Raw genomic sequence first — 16,588 nt, 5'->3', positions numbered from 1 at the left:
ATACCTAACTATACTTGATATCCTTTTTTGTACAAGACCGATAGACCGATTGTCATGGCCATAAGGCTACTGCACTTACAGCTGCGCCTGTACCGATGAGGGCTCCTGCCAAACAGTCAGAAGGGTAATGCAGCCCTAAGTACATGCGAGAGAGTGCAACAATACATGCAATCGGTAGCAATCCCCATGACAAAGCTGGGTTAGCTATCATGAGCGGGACAACAACAGAAAATATAGCTGTCGTATGTCCAGAAGGAAATGAATGGTCAACCAGCGGCTTGCGAAATGTACGAATATTAGGCAATGCTAAATGCGGCCGAACTCTTGGGTACCATTTTTTAATCAAGGCGACAGGCAAATGGCTTACAATAAGCGCAGCAACACATTGCCAGCCGACTGCACTCCATGGCTTAGGAGCCAATAAAGCGAGCAATAACGTAAACGCAATTGTGAATGTAGCCCCGCCTAAATGGGTCAATGTATACAATAAAATATTCATGCTCCGGTGGTGCAGCCGATGGTTAATCCAAAAAAATAATTGTCGTTCACGATTACCCAGCCACGCGATAACACGAGTCATGTCGATTCCTCCGTTATCCGGTATTTAATAATATGATCGTAACAGCGTAACATTAACAGAAGATGATGGGTCTGTGAATTTTCTCTGAAGGCTAACGCAGCATAAAGAGTACCTTTAATCATATTTTCAAATGCCGATCATTTCAACAAGTTATTCCTATTTTACTCGAAGTGGCATTGCCTGCAAAATCGCATGTCATGCGTGTAGAATGCAAATTTCTTTGATTATCTTCCTGTAGTGGCTTGTAATGAATGGTGTAGCAGGTGAGCTTAAAATACGAAGTGAATTTTACGGGTTGACGAATAAGAGTACCACTGGGTTCTATTCACATGAATCTTTGGTAAAGATATTTATGAAGAATTGTGAAATGAAGGTTTTCCATAAATTCCAAACGGATAATAAACATTACCTGAAACTTTTTGCAGGTGTAATACGTCGATAATATATACAGGGGATTTGTCTTGTGTTACAAAAGCCAATTTTTTGCTTAGCTCAGTGTCTTTCGGATCCTGGTATCGTTTGCATGCACAGCAAATTTTGACGAAAAGGGGGTCAAAAGCCATAATTTCTTAGCATTTGGATGAAAATATAACATAACCGCGCGGGAAAGCACGATTCGATGCGACTTCACGCAGGATCTTCGGCGATAATGTTAATATTCACGCGTTGAAAGCCAATAAAAGGTTTTGACAAATGAAAGCAAACATTAGAAAATCGTGATCGACCGTTTTCAGCGGGGTAAACCATATATAGAGTTGATGAGCATGCGTTCATACATAAAAAGAGAGCGCCATGTTAATTGACGCGTTAATGAATTTGATTAGGGGTTATTTAAAAGGGGGACACCAAGCATGGTGGATACGTTATTTATCGTCTTGCAGGTTCTGCTGGCCGCGATTGGGGTGTACCAGTTTACCTTGTCGCTGTTCGGGATTTACCGCAAAAAAGAGAAAAAGTATACGAACCGCAAAAATCTTTCGCTGTCCTTGTTGCAGCGCACAATGAGGAAGCTGTAATCGGGGCATTGGTTGAGAATTTGAAGGCGCTCGATTATCCAAGAGATATGTACGACGTGTTTGTCATTTGCGACAATTGCACGGATGGTACAGCTGATATCGTAAGAGAGCATGGCGTTTATGCATGTGAACGCCATAATCCACATCAACGGGGCAAGGGTCATGCCATCGAGTGGATGTTGAAAAATTTGTGGGAAATGCCGCGTCAATATGATGCAGTTGTTATGCTTGATGCGGACAACTTGGTAAGCAAAGACTTTTTGACTGAAATGAATAATGATCTGTGCTCCGGAGCACGAGTAATACAAGGATACATCGATACGAAAAATCCAGAGGATTCCTGGATTACTGCTGCATATGGCGTTACTTACTGGTATTGCAACCGTCTATGGCAGCTGTCCCGCAAGAACTTGAACATGGCTAACTTCTTAGGCGGTACAGGTATGTGCTTCGAAAGCAAGTTGCTGAAGGAAATGGGCTGGGGTGCGACGAGCTTGGTAGAGGACTTGGAGTTCACTGCCCGTTGTGTTAAAAACGGTATCAATCCAGTGCTAAACTACAACGCTCGCGTCTATGATGAAAAGCCGCTCACGTTCAAGGCATCGGCTCGTCAGCGTCTGCGCTGGATGCAAGGCCACTTTACAGTAGCGCGCCGTTATTTCTTCCCGCTGCTCTGGAAAAGTATCAAGGAGCGTAACTTGGCGAAGTTCGACATGGCGTTGTACACGATTACGGTTTATACCGTGTTGGTTACCTTCCTCATGACCGCGTTCATGTGGGTGGATGCTGCTTTCTTCAATGGACCAAACGTGGCAACGTTCTTCCAGTACCTGCCTGAGTGGGTTCCTGTAGTATCGCTTGTGCTGTCCTGTGCCGTATTCGTACTGGCCTTGGTTTTGGAAGGTGTCAAGTCGTGGCGCATTTATGCATCTCTGATTACGTTCCCAGTGTTCTTGTTGTCCTGGTGGCCAATTACGTTCTATGCGTTCTTCACACAGAACAACAAGGTATGGAGCCATACCGAGCATACACGAGTTGTACGTTTGGAAGAGATGCAAGGCAAGCAAGTGTAAGTGAATAAAAAAGATAACGACAGCGGCTTGACTTGGTTAAGCCGTTGTGATATATTAATCAAGTGTTTGAAATGCATATTGCAATTTGAAAGAAGAAGCCCACGCTTCTCACCTGACCGACGTTTTGTTGGCTGGTTATGACTCGCACTGCTTAGGCAGTGTCACTAGATTAGAATGTCTATGTGAGGGATGTGGGCTCGATGAGCTTGCATCCCTTTTTTACACTATAACCAGTAAGCAGGGAATTCGATTATGGAGGTGGCACACCATTAGCAAGGATCATTTGATTAACGAGGACATTCGTGCAAGAGAGGTTCGCTTAGTTGGACCAGCTGGGGAGCAGATTGGCATTAAGCCTTTCCGCGAAGCGCTGCAGATGGCATACGATGCTAACTTGGACTTGGTTAACGTAGCTCCACAGGCTAAACCGCCTGTATGTCGCATTATGGACTACGGAAAGTTCCGTTATGAGCAACAGAAGAAAGAAAAGGAAGCACGCAAAAACCAAAAGATTGTTGATGTGAAGGAAGTATGGTTCCGTGCCAACATCGAGGAGCATGATTTCAATACGAAGCTTCGCAACGTACTGAAGTTCTTGCGTGACGGAGATAAGGTAAAATGCTCTGTTCGCTTCCGTGGACGTGAAATCACACATGCTGATATCGGTAAGAAAGTATTGGAACGCGTTCTGAATGAAGCTACTGAGCTTTGCATCGTAGAGCGTGCACCGAAGCTTGAAGGTCGCAGCATGATTATGATTTTGGCACCGAAGGCGAACAGCTAATTCGGCCCGCCGCGCAGGAGAAGGCGGCGGATAAGATTACCGAACTTGAGGAGGAAACGATAATGCCTAAAATGAAAACGCACAGCAGCTTGAAAGGCCGCTTCAAAATTACGGGTACAGGTAAAGTACGCCGCTATAAAGCGTACCGCAATCACTTGCTTTCCCACAAATCGAACCGCACGAAGCGCGTTCTTGCTACTAGCCCAGTAATGGCAGCAGGCGACGTTCGTCGTATGAAGCAGCAATTGGCTAACTTGAAATAAGAATTATACGGAAACATCGAATCGATTGGGAGGTTAATACGAAATGGCTCGAGTAAAAGGCGGATTTACGACACGTCGTCGTCATAAAAAAGTATTAAAATTGGCAAAAGGGTACTTCGGTTCCAAACACAGATTGTTTAAAACAGCTAACGAGCAAGTGATGAAATCCTTGCTGTACGCTTACCGCGATCGTCGCGTTAAGAAGCGTGACTTCCGCAAATTGTGGATCGCTCGTATCAACGCAGCGGCTCGCATGAACGGCTTGTCCTACAGCAAATTCATGCACGGCTTGAAATTGGCTGGTGTAGAAGTTAACCGCAAAATGTTGGCTGACTTGGCAGTGAACGATATCAACGCGTTCAACTCCTTGGCTACAGTTGCAAAAGAAAAGTTAACGCGTAAGATTGCGTTGATATAAGAAAAGCAGCGATTTCGAAATGGATTCGAAACGCTGCTTTTTTTATATTATTCCCAGTACTTGCTCGTCGTCAGCTTATCGGCTAACTGTTTGCTCGCTACACGTCTTATTTTGCGCAGTTCCGCTCGTTCTGTGGCCGATTCATGAAGAAGCTTCTCTTCTTCTGTATCGGGGATTACAGGGTGTACAAGCGCTGCTGAGCCGTCCTCATGACGTGCTACGAAAGTTAGGAAGGAGGTAGCGGCTACAACGCGCTCGCCAGTATATAGCTGTTCTGCGATAACCTTGACGAATACCTCAATGCTGGTCTTGCCCGTCCAAGTGACAAAGGATTCTAAGCACACGGAATCTGTGGGACGAATAGGTCGCAGAAAATCTACGGAATCCGTGGATGCAGTTACGACATTGTGACGGCAGTGCCGCATCGCAGAGATAGAAGCTGTCTCATCAATAAGACTCATCAGTTTGCCGCCGAACAGCGTCTGATGATTGTTGACATCGTTAGGAAATACACGACCGGTCTTGAAGACACGGGATTCCTTGCAGTGCTTGGGTGCAGGAAGAGAAGTTATTGGTTTATGTTCTGACATAGCCTTCATTACGCCCTTTCTGAGAAGTCATACGTATATTATAAAGGGTTCACTCTTGTTCATGCGGAAGAAAAAAATGACATTCGCTAAATTTGTAAGAAGAAATGAATAAGTTAAAACTTCAGCACTTCGCACATGATGAAGAGACTGAAGCAAAAAAGAAAGGACTGACAAGGGTTTGCCAGTCCATATCATTTGCGGTTAGTTGATTGTAAGCTAAGCTTATTGTGCTTTAGTGAATTAGCCTTTCAGAGCTTGCTTGAATGTATCAGACAGCTTCGATTGGATGGAAGCAAGCTGAATTTTAAAGTTTTGCGATCCAGCTGCTCCAGGAGCAATTTCATAACGGTCAAATGTCAACACCAGGTAGCCGTTGGATACATAGAAGCTTTGCGTGTCTTTTATTTTCTCGAAGTTGAAATCTTGTTTGTTTTTTCAATGCAATTTGATTGCGTACGACGTTCCCTAGCAATGCTTTGTAATCAGTATCCTTGTTGAACAAGTCACTCAGTTGCAATGCATGTGCATCATCTTCATTTAGGAAGGTATAGGTATCTGTACGGCTTTCGCCATTTGCTTCAGCACTTGTGATTTTATACGTATCAACAATCAGAGATAGTACATTACCATTTTTAACGAAGCGGAAGTCAGAGTTCAGCGTTGCTGGTTCGAAGGTAACTTTTTGTTTTTCGCAACTTGTTCTGCCTTTTTAGAAGCTTCATACACTTCTGCTTTTTCTTTCATCGCATGGCGCATTAAAATATCATTCAGTTGTTCTTCGTATTTGCTGTCTTTCAAGCCGATAATGACAGGTACATTCAAATTGACATGAACAAATCTATTTGTAGCTTTGATCGGCTGCTTGGTTGCCTTAAGACCAATTTCAACTTTGTTAGTCATAGATTTATTGTTCAACAGTGTTGTTTGTGTCGTTGTTGTAGGCTTTGTTTCTTTTCCTGCTGCCAGGGCAGGTGCTGCATATGCTGCTGCGCCCATGTTGGCGATCATTGTGCAGGAAAGTGCAAGTGTGACAACTGTTTTTTTCGTATTCATCGATGTTTCAATCCCTTCGTGTGTGCGTCGTGATGACTTCCTCTATAGTATAGAACTTTGCGAGATTAAAGAGATTACAGCAGAATAACAATAACGAGTGGAAAAGAAACAATGTTTTCATTGAAAGCGTCTTATGTATGACGATGTATTCATCATTGGAAAAATGCTGAAGAGGTATAAGAGCGGATGTATAAATGTATCCATTGTTGAGAATAATTATCAATGTGAGTGAGTCGGGAGTAAACAAGGGCGGCGTGACGGCCGCCCCATAATCGTTACAGCTTAGGTTCGAATGTTTTGCAATCTGTGTCGCCAGAATCACCAGCTTGCTTGCCGCGGTTGTTCACCACATAAATGGAAGTCGCTGCGCATTTATTGCCTGCTGCCCAATACTTGCAGGAGTTCACTTCGCAAAGTACGTCTTTCGCCATCGTTATTCACCTCCTCTCCTTACTAACTTCGCCAGCCGCCCCCTCTTTTTATACATCTAGGAGGAGTTTCTATCATTTTGTAGTTTCCGAACCCTACCTTTTTTCGTTACAATAGAGGAATGTGACTTCGAGAAGAGGAGTGGGAATTGCATGATCGATCTGTCCAAAGTGGACATTCACCAAATGGTCATTCATAAGGTGGGCAACCAATCCAAGGATGAAGGAGTTCGTGTATCGAACGAGCTCTACCATATTCCGAATGACGATGTGCGCGAGACGCTGCTTAAATATTTTATCTCCAGCTTCAAATTTGACATACATTACACTTTTCAGCATGAAGCGGAGCTACCCCTGAATGAAATGTACACGTATGCGAGCCGCATATTCCAGCAGGCCAACGCGTTCCATGAACAGTCCGTGCATATGCTGAATCATTTGTATGAGCAATCATCACATCCTCAAATTAAAGCGGGTGAACTGTATGTTGTACACCTGAACAATATTTTGTACAACAACTTCAGCATTGATGCAATCGGGATATTCAAGTCGGAAAATAAAGACGTATATATGCAAATTGACGAGCTGTCATCTGATGATTTAGGACTACAGGTAGAGCAGGGAATTAATATCCGCAAGCTCGACAAGGGCTGCATAATCTTAAATGTGCATGCAGACTCTGGTTACGTGTTGGGTGTGGTTGATACGTCAGCGAGTAAAGGTGGAGAGGCCGCTCAATATTGGATGGAGGATTTCCTCAATGTGAAGCTGCTGGAGGATGAGCATTATTTAACGGATAAAGCCATTGATATGTGCACGCAGTTTTATGAGGATGTTATCGTTCCAGCTGCTGAAGAGCGTCCTGAGAAGAAGGACAAGCTAATGTTCATTAACAGCACGATGGAGTACTTTGCAAAGCATGAACAGTTCGAGGAAGAGGCATTTGCGGAAGAAGTCATCGGACAGCCAGAGCTCGTGCCGCTGTTCAAAGCGTATAAGGAAACATTTGAGGAAGCCAACGAGCTTCCGCCGATTACAGAAATTCCAATTTCACAGCCGGCATTGAAAAAGGCCAAACGCTCTCATAAGAACAATATTCGTACAGACACGGGCATCGATATGAAGCTTAAGCCAGAGAGCTTTCCTTTCATTGAAAAGGGCTATGATGAAGAGCGTGGCATGCACTATTACAAAGTGTTCTTTAACGAAGAAGAATAGAGTGAGTCGACCCCATACAACTTGAGTTTAATATTAATCCATACCAGGAATGGTATGGATTTTTGTTTGATTAAATGGACATTCATGGAATCAGGACAAAAAGCCGCAAATTTATGGAGATTATTACGCACTATCGAAGCCTGTACAACATATTATTGATTCCAATGTAAGTTCCAAGTAGTAGCATGCAAGCTTCTGTTTATTAACCTTTTTCTGCCGCAAGATAGCAGCATGGGAGATTTCGTTATAAACATCGACACAGATTCATAGATGCAAGGCCGATATCCAAGCAGTATGCGCTTGGCGGGCATACCATGTAAGGTACACCGGTGAAGGAGGGATTATGATGCATGGTGTGACGAAGGCACAGGTGAAGAGCTTGATTGGCAAGCAAATCTATGCGCAGCATAAGAACGGAACGGTCGTTAGCGGCAAGCTGATTGAAGTGAAGGGGCGGCGGCTTGTACTGGAGCAAGATAAAGGAAAAAAGGTCAAGACCAAGGCGATTATTCCGCTCGTATTGTTTGATTTGCTGGCAATAGGCACAGCACCCTTTGCATATGGCTATGGAGGCGGATATCCGTATGGAGGCGGATACGGATATTACGGGTACGGAGGACCAGGGCCATATGGAGGATATTACGGAGGATATGGTTATTATAGATAAATGCGGACATATTAAAGAGCTGCAAAAGGAGAGCGTAGTAACCTGCTAAGCGGAGAAGAGTAGACAGCGAGCCCGGGGAATGCCCCGGGCTGCTCGCATGTTACAGTTGTTTCCCCATTTCATGGCATACGACGGCAGGAACAAAGCGAATGAACCGATATCCGCTGCGTTCATAAAAACGCTCTGCTCGAACATTGCCATAATCAACCATAATACGTACCTGAGTACAGCGCTTGTTTCGCCCATATTGTTCGGCTTTTTTGAGTAGTTGTCTCCCAAATCCTCGATGCTGTGAGGTCTGCGCAACAGCAAGCATATCAATAATAAGTGTGTCTTCTCGTACATATACATGGACGAATCCAACAGTGCGGTTCACGCGATTAACAGCAACATACGTAGGCCCTTCGCTCAAGCGCTCAGGGATTTCCTTGATTAGCTGTTCACGACTTGCAATCAAGTGGGAGTGGGGCAGCAATTCCCGCTTCACAAGCTGAAGGATTGCTTCATCATCAGTAGCAGGCCGTCGAAGTCGAATCATAATAGTTCCCTCTGTTCCAATTGTTTTTATATTTTATGACGTTTGTGATCCAGCGGTGATCATCGGATCATTTTTCCTCACATTTCGAAAAAAAGCTGGCTCCTGTGAACAATAGTCAAAGTGCTTCCGAGAATTAAAGAATATAATAGGAATAACCTTTAAGGTGGTTACATCCAATAATCATAAAAATACTGGATGATCGTTCTATTACATGGTCTACTGGTTGCTCGTCACAGCTTGCTCGGGTTCCAGCGGGAGTTCAGCTCTGGCACCACAGGAACAGTCAAAAACAGAGGCGCCAAAAGAAGAACCTAAAAAAGATGAGCCGAAAGAGGAGTCCAAACCGGAAAAAGAACTGCCTGCTTTCGATATCATCAACGATCCGTCCTATGTACCACAGCTCATCAACGCGGGAGCGCTGCTTGTCTTGATGCCGATGATCACTTTGTATCTATTTGCGCAGAAGTATTTCGTGGAAAGTGTCGAGCCAACGAGATTAGTAGGCTAGCAACAGATAATAGTCCGAATATGCAGATGTTTTATGAGCACACACATTATTATCATTCCGAGATATGGAAATGGGGCGTTATAATGAGAAACGGAATTATGGATCTTGATGCAATCAAGCGGGAATGGGCACACGGCGGCTGGAGTGAACTTTTGCAGGCGGAATGGAAGCAAATGATCGAGGAAGGGAAGGATGCAGAAGGAATTGCTGAGGCCTTGGACGATTGGCTGCGCCATCATTCGGATAATGAGGAAGCTGCAGCACGGTTATATTTGGAAATGTGCAATCGGGGTTTTCGCAGTGACTTTCCTTTTACAGAGCCCTCAGATTTAGAAGGCATTCGGCAGCGGAGACCTGCTGAAGCTTCCTTCCTATCGAAAGAGGAGCTCCTGCTCATGCGTGAATCTGCGTTGCGAGATGATGCCTTCTGGCATGATCGTTTTCACGGCGCATGGGTGGGACGTGCAATTGGCTGTGCGCTTGGCAAACCGTTTGAAGTGCCTCCATTTATCGACGGAGCGGGTGGTGTTCCGGGCTGGCAGTGGGTTCGAACTTGGCTTCAAGAAGCCGAAGCTTGGCCATTTCGGAGTTATGTGCCGGGAAAGTCGCGCGCGGCATCATTCGAGTTTCGTCCAAATGAGAAGCTGAGAATCTTTTTTCCAGACAGCCAGCTCGAGCAGATTCGCTTCATGGAAACGGATGATGATATGCGGTATGCCGTTCTTGGACTGCTATTGATGGAGCGGCATGGGTTGGAGCTGAAGACGGAACATGTTGGAACGATTTGGCTTGAGCGCCTGAGCCTAAAGCAAGTATTTACTGCCGAATGCATGGCCTATGTGAATTTGGAGCAGGAGCTGGCTGCCGTGCGGGATTGCAACAAGTCAGCTTCCGGGGATAAACGGGAAGTTGACTGGGAACGAGTACGGATGCACCTGAATCCATACCGTGAATGGATAGGCGCTCAAATTCGTGCAGATGCATACGGCTACTCTGCTCCTGGAAGACCAGAATTAGCAGCAGAGCTCGCATGGCGGGACGCCTCGTTATCACATGTGAAGAATGGAATTTATGGGGCGATGTTCGTTGCAGCGATGATTGCTGTGGCCTTCTATGAACCGGATCCTGAACGCATCGTTCGGGCGGGGCTTGCGCAGATTCCAGCTACATCACGCCTTGCCTCTGATATCACTCAAGCGATAGAGATTGGTCGAACAGCGAAGAGCGAAGAAGAGGTGGCAGAGCGGATTTGGAATGCGTTCAGTCATTACTCATGGGTACACACCAATAATAATGCCGCGCTCGTTGCAGCTTCGCTGATTTTTTCCAAGGGAGATTTTGTGCGTGGTGTAACAACGTCCGTGCTGGGTGGATTCGATACGGATTGCAATGGAGCGACAGTCGGCTCTATTTTAGGAGCTTCGATGGGCCATCGACGACTTCCCGCACATTTTGTTCAGCCGCTGCATGATACATTATTTGCAGATGTTGAAGGGTTCCATCCTATTGATTTTACTGCGTTGGCGCATCGTTCGGTTGCATTGTTCAGAGGGATTGAAACCGCTTTACTAGAAAAATGAAAAACGTATATTATTTATCTGTAAAACAAAAAGTTCGGATATAAACTGTCCACTGAGCGGAAACAGGAACAATCATGCAAAAATCTGCAGTAATCCATAATGATTCACAAAACAAAAAATAAAGAATGCCCTATTGACTCCTGGTAGGTGGAGGCATATAATGTTTCTAAACATTTGAAACATGTCACATAATACCAACGGCAATGAAGAGGACGAAGTAGTAAGGGCTCTTATGAACAGAGAGCAGTCGGAGGTTCTGCTGAAACCGATGCCTTAACCCCTTATATGCGAGCTCACCTCGGAGCTGTTCTCCTGAACAGATGATTGGACGCTAGAATTATCGTTCTATCATGCGAGTAGGGAGAATCGTAAGGCGCGCGTTAGACGCTATGAGTATTTGCTATTGCCTATGAGCATACGAATACTTGCTGAGATTTCATATCGCGAGATATGAGATGAATGCGGGTGGTACCACGGAAGCACAACCTTTCGTCCCTAATGCAGCAGCTTGCTGCGTGGGGATGGAAGGTTTTTTTGCATTTGCTGGCTCTTTTATTTCTTGATGATTCATGCAAAGAGTTAGCTGTATATGTGCCTGGCCAGGCGAAACATATCTTCACAAATGTAACCTAGAGCCCGAGTGTGGAAATGAGTAAATATGCGTAAGGAGGATGTCGAATGAGCTCACATCGTACGACAATGAGGTCTAAAGAAGATTTAAGACAGAAATGGATGCAGCCTGAAGTCATTACAGGCTCGGATATTTTGCTTCGCAGCTTGTTGTTGGAAGGTGTGGAGTGTGTGTTCGGATATCCAGGCGGCGCGGTGCTCTATATTTATGATGCTATGCACGGCTGTGAGGATTTCCACCACGTTCTGACCCGGCACGAGCAAGGAGCCATTCATGCTGCGGACGGTTACGCTCGTGCGAGCGGCAAGGTAGGCGTATGTATCGCGACATCGGGTCCAGGAGCAACGAACCTGGTCACGGGAATTGCGACCGCCTATATGGATTCTGTCCCGCTCGTTGTCATTACAGGCAACGTAGCGACGAGCTTGATTGGTACAGATGCCTTCCAGGAAGCAGATATTACAGGCATCACAATGCCGATTACAAAACATAGCTATCTGGTACGCGATGTGAAGGATTTGTCGCGTGTTATACACGAAGCGTTCCACATTGCGAACACAGGACGCAAGGGTCCGGTTCTCATCGATATTCCGAAGGATGTATCGGCGGCGAAGACGCTGTTCGAACCGGTATCGGACGTAAATATTCGCGGCTATAACCCTAACGTTATGCCGAATAAATATCAAGTTGAGAAGATGCTGAAAGCGATTGGAGAGTCGAAGTCTCCGGTTATTCTCGCAGGGGCTGGAGTCATTCATTCTGGTGCGCATGAAGAACTGTATGAATTCGTAAGCAAAACGCAAATTCCAGTTACGACGACGCTGCTCGGACTAGGCGGCTTCCCAAGCGGCCATGATCTGTGGATGGGCATGCCGGGGATGCACGGCACTTACACCGCGAACAATGCCATTCAGCAGGCGGATTTGCTAATCAATATAGGTGCTCGCTTCGATGACCGAGTTACCATGAAACTCGAAGGTTTCGCGCCCCATGCGAAAATTGTCCATATCGATATTGACCCGGCAGAGATCGGCAAAAATGTCCCGACTGACATTCCGATTGTAGGCGACATCCGTACGACGCTGGAGTTAGCGAACAAGACAGCATCACGTGCAGACCAAGCGGATGAGTGGCGTGCCCGCATTATGCAGATGAAGGCGGATATGCCGCTGCGCTTTATTGATTCTGATGAAGAACTGAAGCCGCAATGGGTTATCCAATTGATTAATGATACGACCAAAGGGGAGGCCATTGTCACGACGGATGTCGGTCAGCATCAAATGTGGTCAGCGCAATATTACCGCTTCAATCATCCGCGCTCCTGGATTACATCCGGCGGACTTGGAACAATGGGCTTCGGCTTCCCTTCCGCGATTGGCGCTCAGATGGCCTTCCCGGATCGGACGGTGGTTTCCATCAATGGCGATGGCGGCATGCAAATGTGTGCGCAGGAACTTGCGATCTGTGCGATTAACAATATTCCGGTTAAGGTAGCCATTATTAATAATCGCGTACTTGGCATGGTTCGCCAGTGGCAGGAAATTATCTATGACAATCGATACAGCCATATAGACTTGGCTGGAAGCCCTGACTTCGTGAAGCTTGCGGAGGCTTATGGAGTAAGAGGCTTCCGTGCGACGAATAAGGAGGAAGCAGAACGGGCATGGCAGGAGGCGTTGAATACGCCGGGGCCAGCAGTTGTTGAATTCGTTGTTCGCAAGTATGAGAATGTGTACCCGATGGTTACGCAGGGCTGCACGATTGACCAAATGATAATGGGGGATTGTGAATGATGAACATAACCAAACATACTATAGCCGTCATCGTGAACGATCAGCCAGGTGTTCTGCAGCGTGTTTCCGGTCTATTTGGTCGCAGAGGATTCAACATTGAAAGCATTACCGTAGGTGCTTCTGAGGAGCAAGGTCTCTCCCGCATGGTCATTGTGACCACAGGAGATGATCAGATGCTGGAGCAGATTGAGAAGCAACTGTATAAGATTGTTGACGTGATCAAGGTAATTAACTTGAGCTCTCAGCCGATGGTTGCTCGTGAGCTTGCACTCATTAAGGTGAAGGCTGAACCGCATGTGCGTCCAGAGATTCTTGGCGTCGTAGAAACGTTCCGAGCATCTATCGTCGACATTGGTCCAAGTACGCTGATGGTGCAGGTTGTAGGAGAATCGCAGAAGATCGAGGCAATGATTCAATTGCTGGAGCCATACGGAATTCGTGAGATTAACCGTACGGGCGTTACGGCCTTGATTCGCGGACAAGTGACAGATAAGTAAGCAGCAAGTTGGACTTATTTCATAATTGTATGCCATAGAATAAAACTCCGAATGAGGGGGTCTCTCAGGGGACAAGTAAGAAGATGCCGGTAGAACAAGGGATTGTCTCTTGAAATACCCGCCTCATTCGGGGGAATTACTACACAAACCATTTATATAGGAAGAAAGAGGAGGACTCATACTTATGCCAGTTACTATGTACTATGAAAATGACGCGGAATTCAACGTATTGCAAGGGAAGACAATCGCCGTAATCGGTTATGGAAGCCAAGGACATGCGCAAGCGCAAAACCTGCGTGACAGCGGTCTTCAAGTCGTAATCGGCCTTCGCGAAGGTAAATCTGCGGACAAAGCGCGCCAAGACGGCTTCGAAGTATTGTCGGTTGCAGATGCTACATCCCGTGCAGATGTCGTTCAAATCCTGATGCCAGACGAAACACAAGCAGCTGTGTATAAGAATGAAATCGAGCCGAACCTGAAAAAGGGCGCAGCTCTGATGTTCTCTCACGGCTTCAACGTTCACTTTGGCCAAATCGTAGCACCGAAAGACAACGATGTATTGCTCGTTGCTCCTAAATCTCCTGGACATCTCGTGCGTCGCACATATGTAGAAGGCTTCGGCGTACCAGGGCTTATCGCAATTGAGCAAGATGCGACTGGCAATGCGAAGGCAATTGGCCTTGCGTATGCGAAGGGCATTGGCTGCACGCGTGCAGGTGTTATTGAAACTTCCTTCAAGGAAGAAACTGAAACTGACTTGTTCGGTGAGCAAGCTGTATTGTGCGGCGGTGTAAGCGCGCTGATCAAAGCAGGCTTCGAAACGTTGGTAGAAGCAGGCTACGCTCCTGAAATGGCATACTTTGAGTGCTTGCACGAGCTAAAGCTGATCGTTGACCTCATTTATGAGGGAGGTCTGGCTACAATGCGTGACTCTATCAGTAACACGGCTGAATATGGAGACTATGTAACAGGCCCTCGCATTGTAACAGAAGAGACGAAGAAAGCAATGAAGGAAGTATTGTCCGACATCCAACAAGGCAAGTTTGCTCGCGACTTTATCTTGGAAAACCAAGCGAACCGTGCGTTCCTGACAGCAACTCGCCGCAACGAAGCAAATCATCCGATCGAAGTGGTTGGCGGTCAATTGCGTGAATTGATGCACTGGATCAAGAAATAAAGAATAACAATTGAAAAGCAATTACACAACATGATGTTCAAAAAGTCCGTTCGGCAGCCTTTTCGGTGCTATCAATGGACTTTTTGAACATAGACTGATAAATATAAAGCCCTAAAGACGAAAGAAGGAGGTGCAGACGATGCGCAAAATTTATATTTTTGACACGACGCTTCGGGATGGAGAGCAGTCCCCTGGCGTGAACCTAAATACGAAGGAGAAGCTCGAAATCGCGCTTCAATTAGAGCGCTTAGGAATCGACCGTATCGAAGCGGGATTCCCTGCGGCATCTCCTGGTGACTTGGCAGCTGTGAATGCAGTGGCAAAAGCGGTGAAGCAATCGACGATTGTCGGTCTGTCCCGATCGCGTATTCCGGATATTGATGCTGCGTATGAGGCGCTGAAGGGTGCAGAGGATGCTTGCTTGCATCTCTTCCTCGCTTCCTCGCCTATTCACCGCAAGCATAAGCTGCGTATGGAGAAGGAGCAGGTGCTGGAGACGGCTGAAGCGGCGATTCGTTATGCCAAGAAGTACTTTAGCAAAATTGAATTCTCTCCAGAGGATGCGGGCCGTACGGAGCTCGATTTCTTGTGTCAAGTTACAGAGATGGCGATTAAAGCTGGGGCTACCGTTGTGAATATACCGGATACGGTTGGATATTTGACGCCGTACGAGTATGGCAATATTTTCAAGACGCTGAAGGAGAATGTATCGGGAATTGAGACGATTCAGCTAAGTGCTCATTGTCATGATGATTTGGGAATGGCGACGGCGAATGCGCTTGCTGCGATATTGAATGGTGCAGATCAGATTGAAGGCACGATCAATGGCATCGGAGAGCGTGCAGGCAATACCGCGCTTGAGGAAGTTGCATTGGCGCTTGATACGAGATCAAGCTTCTATCAGGCGAAAACTTCGCTCGTGTTGTCCGAAATTGCGCGTACGAGCCGCCTTGTCAGCAAGCTGACGGGCATGCCGATACCAGGCAATAAAGCAATTGTAGGCGCTAATGCTTTCGCGCATGAATCCGGCATTCATCAGGATGGCATGCTGAAGGAACGTTCAACGTATGAAATTATTACGCCAGAAACAATTGGTCTCAAGGAAAGCAAGCTCGTGCTTGGAAAGCATTCTGGCCGTCATGCCTTCCGCGAGAAGCTGATTGATCTTGGATATGATTTGGATGAAGAGCATCTGAACAAGGCGTTTGCCCAATTCAAGGATCTGGCTGATAAGAAGAAGGAAGTATCTGATGAGGACATTCGTGCGATGATCGAAGAGAAGCTTATCGACACGCCAGAAGTGTATTCGCTCGAAACGATATATGTCGCATACGGGAACCAAGCGATTCCGGCTGCGAAAGTGCGCATCGTTACATGGGAAGGGAATGTGCTTGAGGAAGAATCGGAGGGCAATGGTTCTGTTGATGGAATTTACAAAGCGATTGACAAGGCAACGCAGGAGAATGTGGAACTCGTTGACTATTCCATTAAATCCGTAACGCATGGTAAGGATGCGCTTGGTGAAGTTCATGTTGTGCTGGCACAGAATGATATCTCAGCCCTCGGTCGTGGTGTAAGCACTGACATTTTGGAAGCAAGCGCCCGCGCTTACGTAGATGCGCTCAACCGACTGATCGAGAAGCGCAAGCAAGGTGCAGCCAGCCGTCGAGATAAAATCGGCCTTGTATAAGTGATTAACAATCAGTAATTATAGAAGCTGCCCAGATGGCTATTAATTGGCCATAGGGGCAGCTTTTGCTTTACTGGCGAATGG

The 16,588-nt window shown here is 46.3% G+C and carries 16 protein-coding genes and 2 pseudogenes; 12 read left to right on the top strand and 6 right to left on the bottom strand.

Annotated elements, in window-relative coordinates; genetic code table 11:
• Nucleotides 1-52 precede the first annotated feature (52 nt).
• Nucleotides 53-580, bottom strand: coding sequence for a phosphatase PAP2 family protein (locus PAV_RS17890; RefSeq protein WP_005548706.1), 528 nt, complete (start codon nucleotides 578-580; stop codon nucleotides 53-55).
• Between the two features lie 851 nt (nucleotides 581-1,431).
• Here PAV_RS17890 and PAV_RS17885 point away from each other — a divergent pair.
• The 4 genes and pseudogenes from PAV_RS17885 (at nucleotide 1,432) to rplT (ending at nucleotide 4,134) form a co-directional block, all read left to right on the top strand.
• Nucleotides 1,432-2,669: pseudogene (locus PAV_RS17885) on the top strand (glycosyltransferase family 2 protein).
• Between the two features lie 283 nt (nucleotides 2,670-2,952).
• Nucleotides 2,953-3,453, top strand: a complete 501-nt coding sequence (gene infC / locus PAV_RS17880) for a translation initiation factor IF-3 (protein ID WP_040736125.1) — start codon at nucleotides 2,953-2,955, stop codon at nucleotides 3,451-3,453.
• A gap of 62 nt (nucleotides 3,454-3,515) precedes the next feature.
• Nucleotides 3,516-3,716 (top strand): 50S ribosomal protein L35, encoded by a 201-nt coding sequence (gene rpmI, locus PAV_RS17875; protein WP_005548700.1) that lies wholly within the window; start codon nucleotides 3,516-3,518, stop codon nucleotides 3,714-3,716.
• A 43-nt stretch (nucleotides 3,717-3,759) separates the two neighbouring features.
• The gene (gene rplT, locus PAV_RS17870) at nucleotides 3,760-4,134 is read left to right on the top strand and encodes a 50S ribosomal protein L20 (protein ID WP_005548699.1); all 375 of its coding nucleotides are present in this window, start codon (nucleotides 3,760-3,762) and stop codon (nucleotides 4,132-4,134) included.
• Nucleotides 4,135-4,181: 47 nt separating this feature from the next.
• Here rplT and PAV_RS17865 read toward each other — a convergent pair whose 3' ends face one another.
• From PAV_RS17865 to PAV_RS33595, 4 genes and pseudogenes are all read right to left on the bottom strand, one after another.
• On the bottom strand, nucleotides 4,182-4,733 hold the full coding sequence (locus tag PAV_RS17865; protein ID WP_005548698.1) for an acyl-CoA thioesterase: 552 nt from the start codon (nucleotides 4,731-4,733) through the stop codon (nucleotides 4,182-4,184).
• A gap of 231 nt (nucleotides 4,734-4,964) precedes the next feature.
• Nucleotides 4,965-5,138, bottom strand: a pseudogene (locus PAV_RS37685) (RsiV family protein); the annotation flags it as partial.
• A gap of 240 nt (nucleotides 5,139-5,378) precedes the next feature.
• Nucleotides 5,379-5,777, bottom strand: a complete 399-nt coding sequence (locus PAV_RS17860) for a hypothetical protein (protein ID WP_005548697.1) — start codon at nucleotides 5,775-5,777, stop codon at nucleotides 5,379-5,381.
• Between the two features lie 275 nt (nucleotides 5,778-6,052).
• Nucleotides 6,053-6,208 (bottom strand): DUF1540 domain-containing protein, encoded by a 156-nt coding sequence (locus PAV_RS33595; RefSeq protein ID WP_005548696.1) that lies wholly within the window; start codon nucleotides 6,206-6,208, stop codon nucleotides 6,053-6,055.
• A gap of 150 nt (nucleotides 6,209-6,358) precedes the next feature.
• On the opposite strand from PAV_RS33595, the gene PAV_RS17855 reads away from it, so the two are divergent.
• Nucleotides 6,359-7,423 (top strand): nucleoid-associated protein, encoded by a 1,065-nt coding sequence (locus PAV_RS17855; protein WP_005548695.1) that lies wholly within the window; start codon nucleotides 6,359-6,361, stop codon nucleotides 7,421-7,423.
• A 343-nt stretch (nucleotides 7,424-7,766) separates the two neighbouring features.
• The gene (locus PAV_RS17850) at nucleotides 7,767-8,090 is read left to right on the top strand and encodes a hypothetical protein (RefSeq protein ID WP_040736124.1); all 324 of its coding nucleotides are present in this window, start codon (nucleotides 7,767-7,769) and stop codon (nucleotides 8,088-8,090) included.
• A gap of 100 nt (nucleotides 8,091-8,190) precedes the next feature.
• Here PAV_RS17850 and PAV_RS17845 read toward each other — a convergent pair whose 3' ends face one another.
• Nucleotides 8,191-8,628 (bottom strand): GNAT family N-acetyltransferase, encoded by a 438-nt coding sequence (locus tag PAV_RS17845; protein ID WP_005548693.1) that lies wholly within the window; start codon nucleotides 8,626-8,628, stop codon nucleotides 8,191-8,193.
• Nucleotides 8,629-8,839: 211 nt separating this feature from the next.
• Here PAV_RS17845 and PAV_RS35550 point away from each other — a divergent pair, with 211 nt between their 5' ends.
• From PAV_RS35550 to PAV_RS17815, 6 genes are all read left to right on the top strand, one after another.
• The gene (locus PAV_RS35550) at nucleotides 8,840-9,136 is read left to right on the top strand and encodes a hypothetical protein (RefSeq protein WP_005548691.1); all 297 of its coding nucleotides are present in this window, start codon (nucleotides 8,840-8,842) and stop codon (nucleotides 9,134-9,136) included.
• An 83-nt stretch (nucleotides 9,137-9,219) separates the two neighbouring features.
• Nucleotides 9,220-10,716 (top strand): ADP-ribosylglycohydrolase family protein, encoded by a 1,497-nt coding sequence (locus PAV_RS17835; RefSeq protein ID WP_238555855.1) that lies wholly within the window; start codon nucleotides 9,220-9,222, stop codon nucleotides 10,714-10,716.
• A 678-nt stretch (nucleotides 10,717-11,394) separates the two neighbouring features.
• Nucleotides 11,395-13,140, top strand: coding sequence for a biosynthetic-type acetolactate synthase large subunit (ilvB, locus tag PAV_RS17830; protein ID WP_005548688.1), 1,746 nt, complete (start codon nucleotides 11,395-11,397; stop codon nucleotides 13,138-13,140).
• Nucleotides 13,137-13,637: an acetolactate synthase small subunit gene (ilvN, locus tag PAV_RS17825; protein WP_005548687.1), complete on the top strand. Its 501-nt coding sequence runs from the start codon at nucleotides 13,137-13,139 to the stop codon at nucleotides 13,635-13,637. The genes ilvB and ilvN overlap by 4 nt, the downstream gene beginning before the upstream one ends.
• A 184-nt stretch (nucleotides 13,638-13,821) precedes the next feature.
• Entirely contained in the window at nucleotides 13,822-14,814 is a 993-nt protein-coding gene (ilvC, locus tag PAV_RS17820; protein WP_005548686.1) for a ketol-acid reductoisomerase, read from the top strand.
• A 139-nt stretch (nucleotides 14,815-14,953) separates the two neighbouring features.
• Nucleotides 14,954-16,504 carry a 2-isopropylmalate synthase gene (locus tag PAV_RS17815; RefSeq protein ID WP_005548685.1) on the top strand — a complete coding sequence of 517 codons (1,551 nt, stop codon included), beginning with the start codon at nucleotides 14,954-14,956 and terminating at the stop codon, nucleotides 16,502-16,504.
• Nucleotides 16,505-16,588 lie beyond the last annotated feature (84 nt).

Origin of the sequence: Paenibacillus alvei DSM 29 (assembly GCF_000293805.1) — a bacterium.
Classification (GTDB): domain Bacteria; phylum Bacillota; class Bacilli; order Paenibacillales; family Paenibacillaceae; genus Paenibacillus_B; species Paenibacillus_B alvei.
The sequence above is the reverse complement of the archived record's forward strand: the minus strand, read 5'-3'. Positions and strand labels throughout refer to the sequence as shown.

Coding starts and splice junctions, on each gene's coding strand:
- PAV_RS17890 (WP_005548706.1), bottom strand. CDS start 580: ATGACTCGTGTTATCGCGTGGCTGGGTAATCGTGAACGACAATTATTT.
- PAV_RS17845 (WP_005548693.1), bottom strand. CDS start 8,628: ATGATTCGACTTCGACGGCCTGCTACTGATGATGAAGCAATCCTTCAG.
- PAV_RS17860 (WP_005548697.1), bottom strand. CDS start 5,777: ATGAATACGAAAAAAACAGTTGTCACACTTGCACTTTCCTGCACAATG.
- PAV_RS17865 (WP_005548698.1), bottom strand. CDS start 4,733: ATGAAGGCTATGTCAGAACATAAACCAATAACTTCTCTTCCTGCACCC.
- PAV_RS17855 (WP_005548695.1), top strand. CDS start 6,359: ATGATCGATCTGTCCAAAGTGGACATTCACCAAATGGTCATTCATAAG.
- PAV_RS17815 (WP_005548685.1), top strand. CDS start 14,954: ATGCGCAAAATTTATATTTTTGACACGACGCTTCGGGATGGAGAGCAG.
- PAV_RS33595 (WP_005548696.1), bottom strand. CDS start 6,208: ATGGCGAAAGACGTACTTTGCGAAGTGAACTCCTGCAAGTATTGGGCA.
- PAV_RS17835 (WP_238555855.1), top strand. CDS start 9,220: ATGAGAAACGGAATTATGGATCTTGATGCAATCAAGCGGGAATGGGCA.
- ilvN (WP_005548687.1), top strand. CDS start 13,137: ATGATGAACATAACCAAACATACTATAGCCGTCATCGTGAACGATCAG.
- PAV_RS17850 (WP_040736124.1), top strand. CDS start 7,767: ATGATGCATGGTGTGACGAAGGCACAGGTGAAGAGCTTGATTGGCAAG.
- PAV_RS35550 (WP_005548691.1), top strand. CDS start 8,840: ATGGTCTACTGGTTGCTCGTCACAGCTTGCTCGGGTTCCAGCGGGAGT.
- rpmI (WP_005548700.1), top strand. CDS start 3,516: ATGCCTAAAATGAAAACGCACAGCAGCTTGAAAGGCCGCTTCAAAATT.
- rplT (WP_005548699.1), top strand. CDS start 3,760: ATGGCTCGAGTAAAAGGCGGATTTACGACACGTCGTCGTCATAAAAAA.
- ilvC (WP_005548686.1), top strand. CDS start 13,822: ATGCCAGTTACTATGTACTATGAAAATGACGCGGAATTCAACGTATTG.
- ilvB (WP_005548688.1), top strand. CDS start 11,395: ATGAGCTCACATCGTACGACAATGAGGTCTAAAGAAGATTTAAGACAG.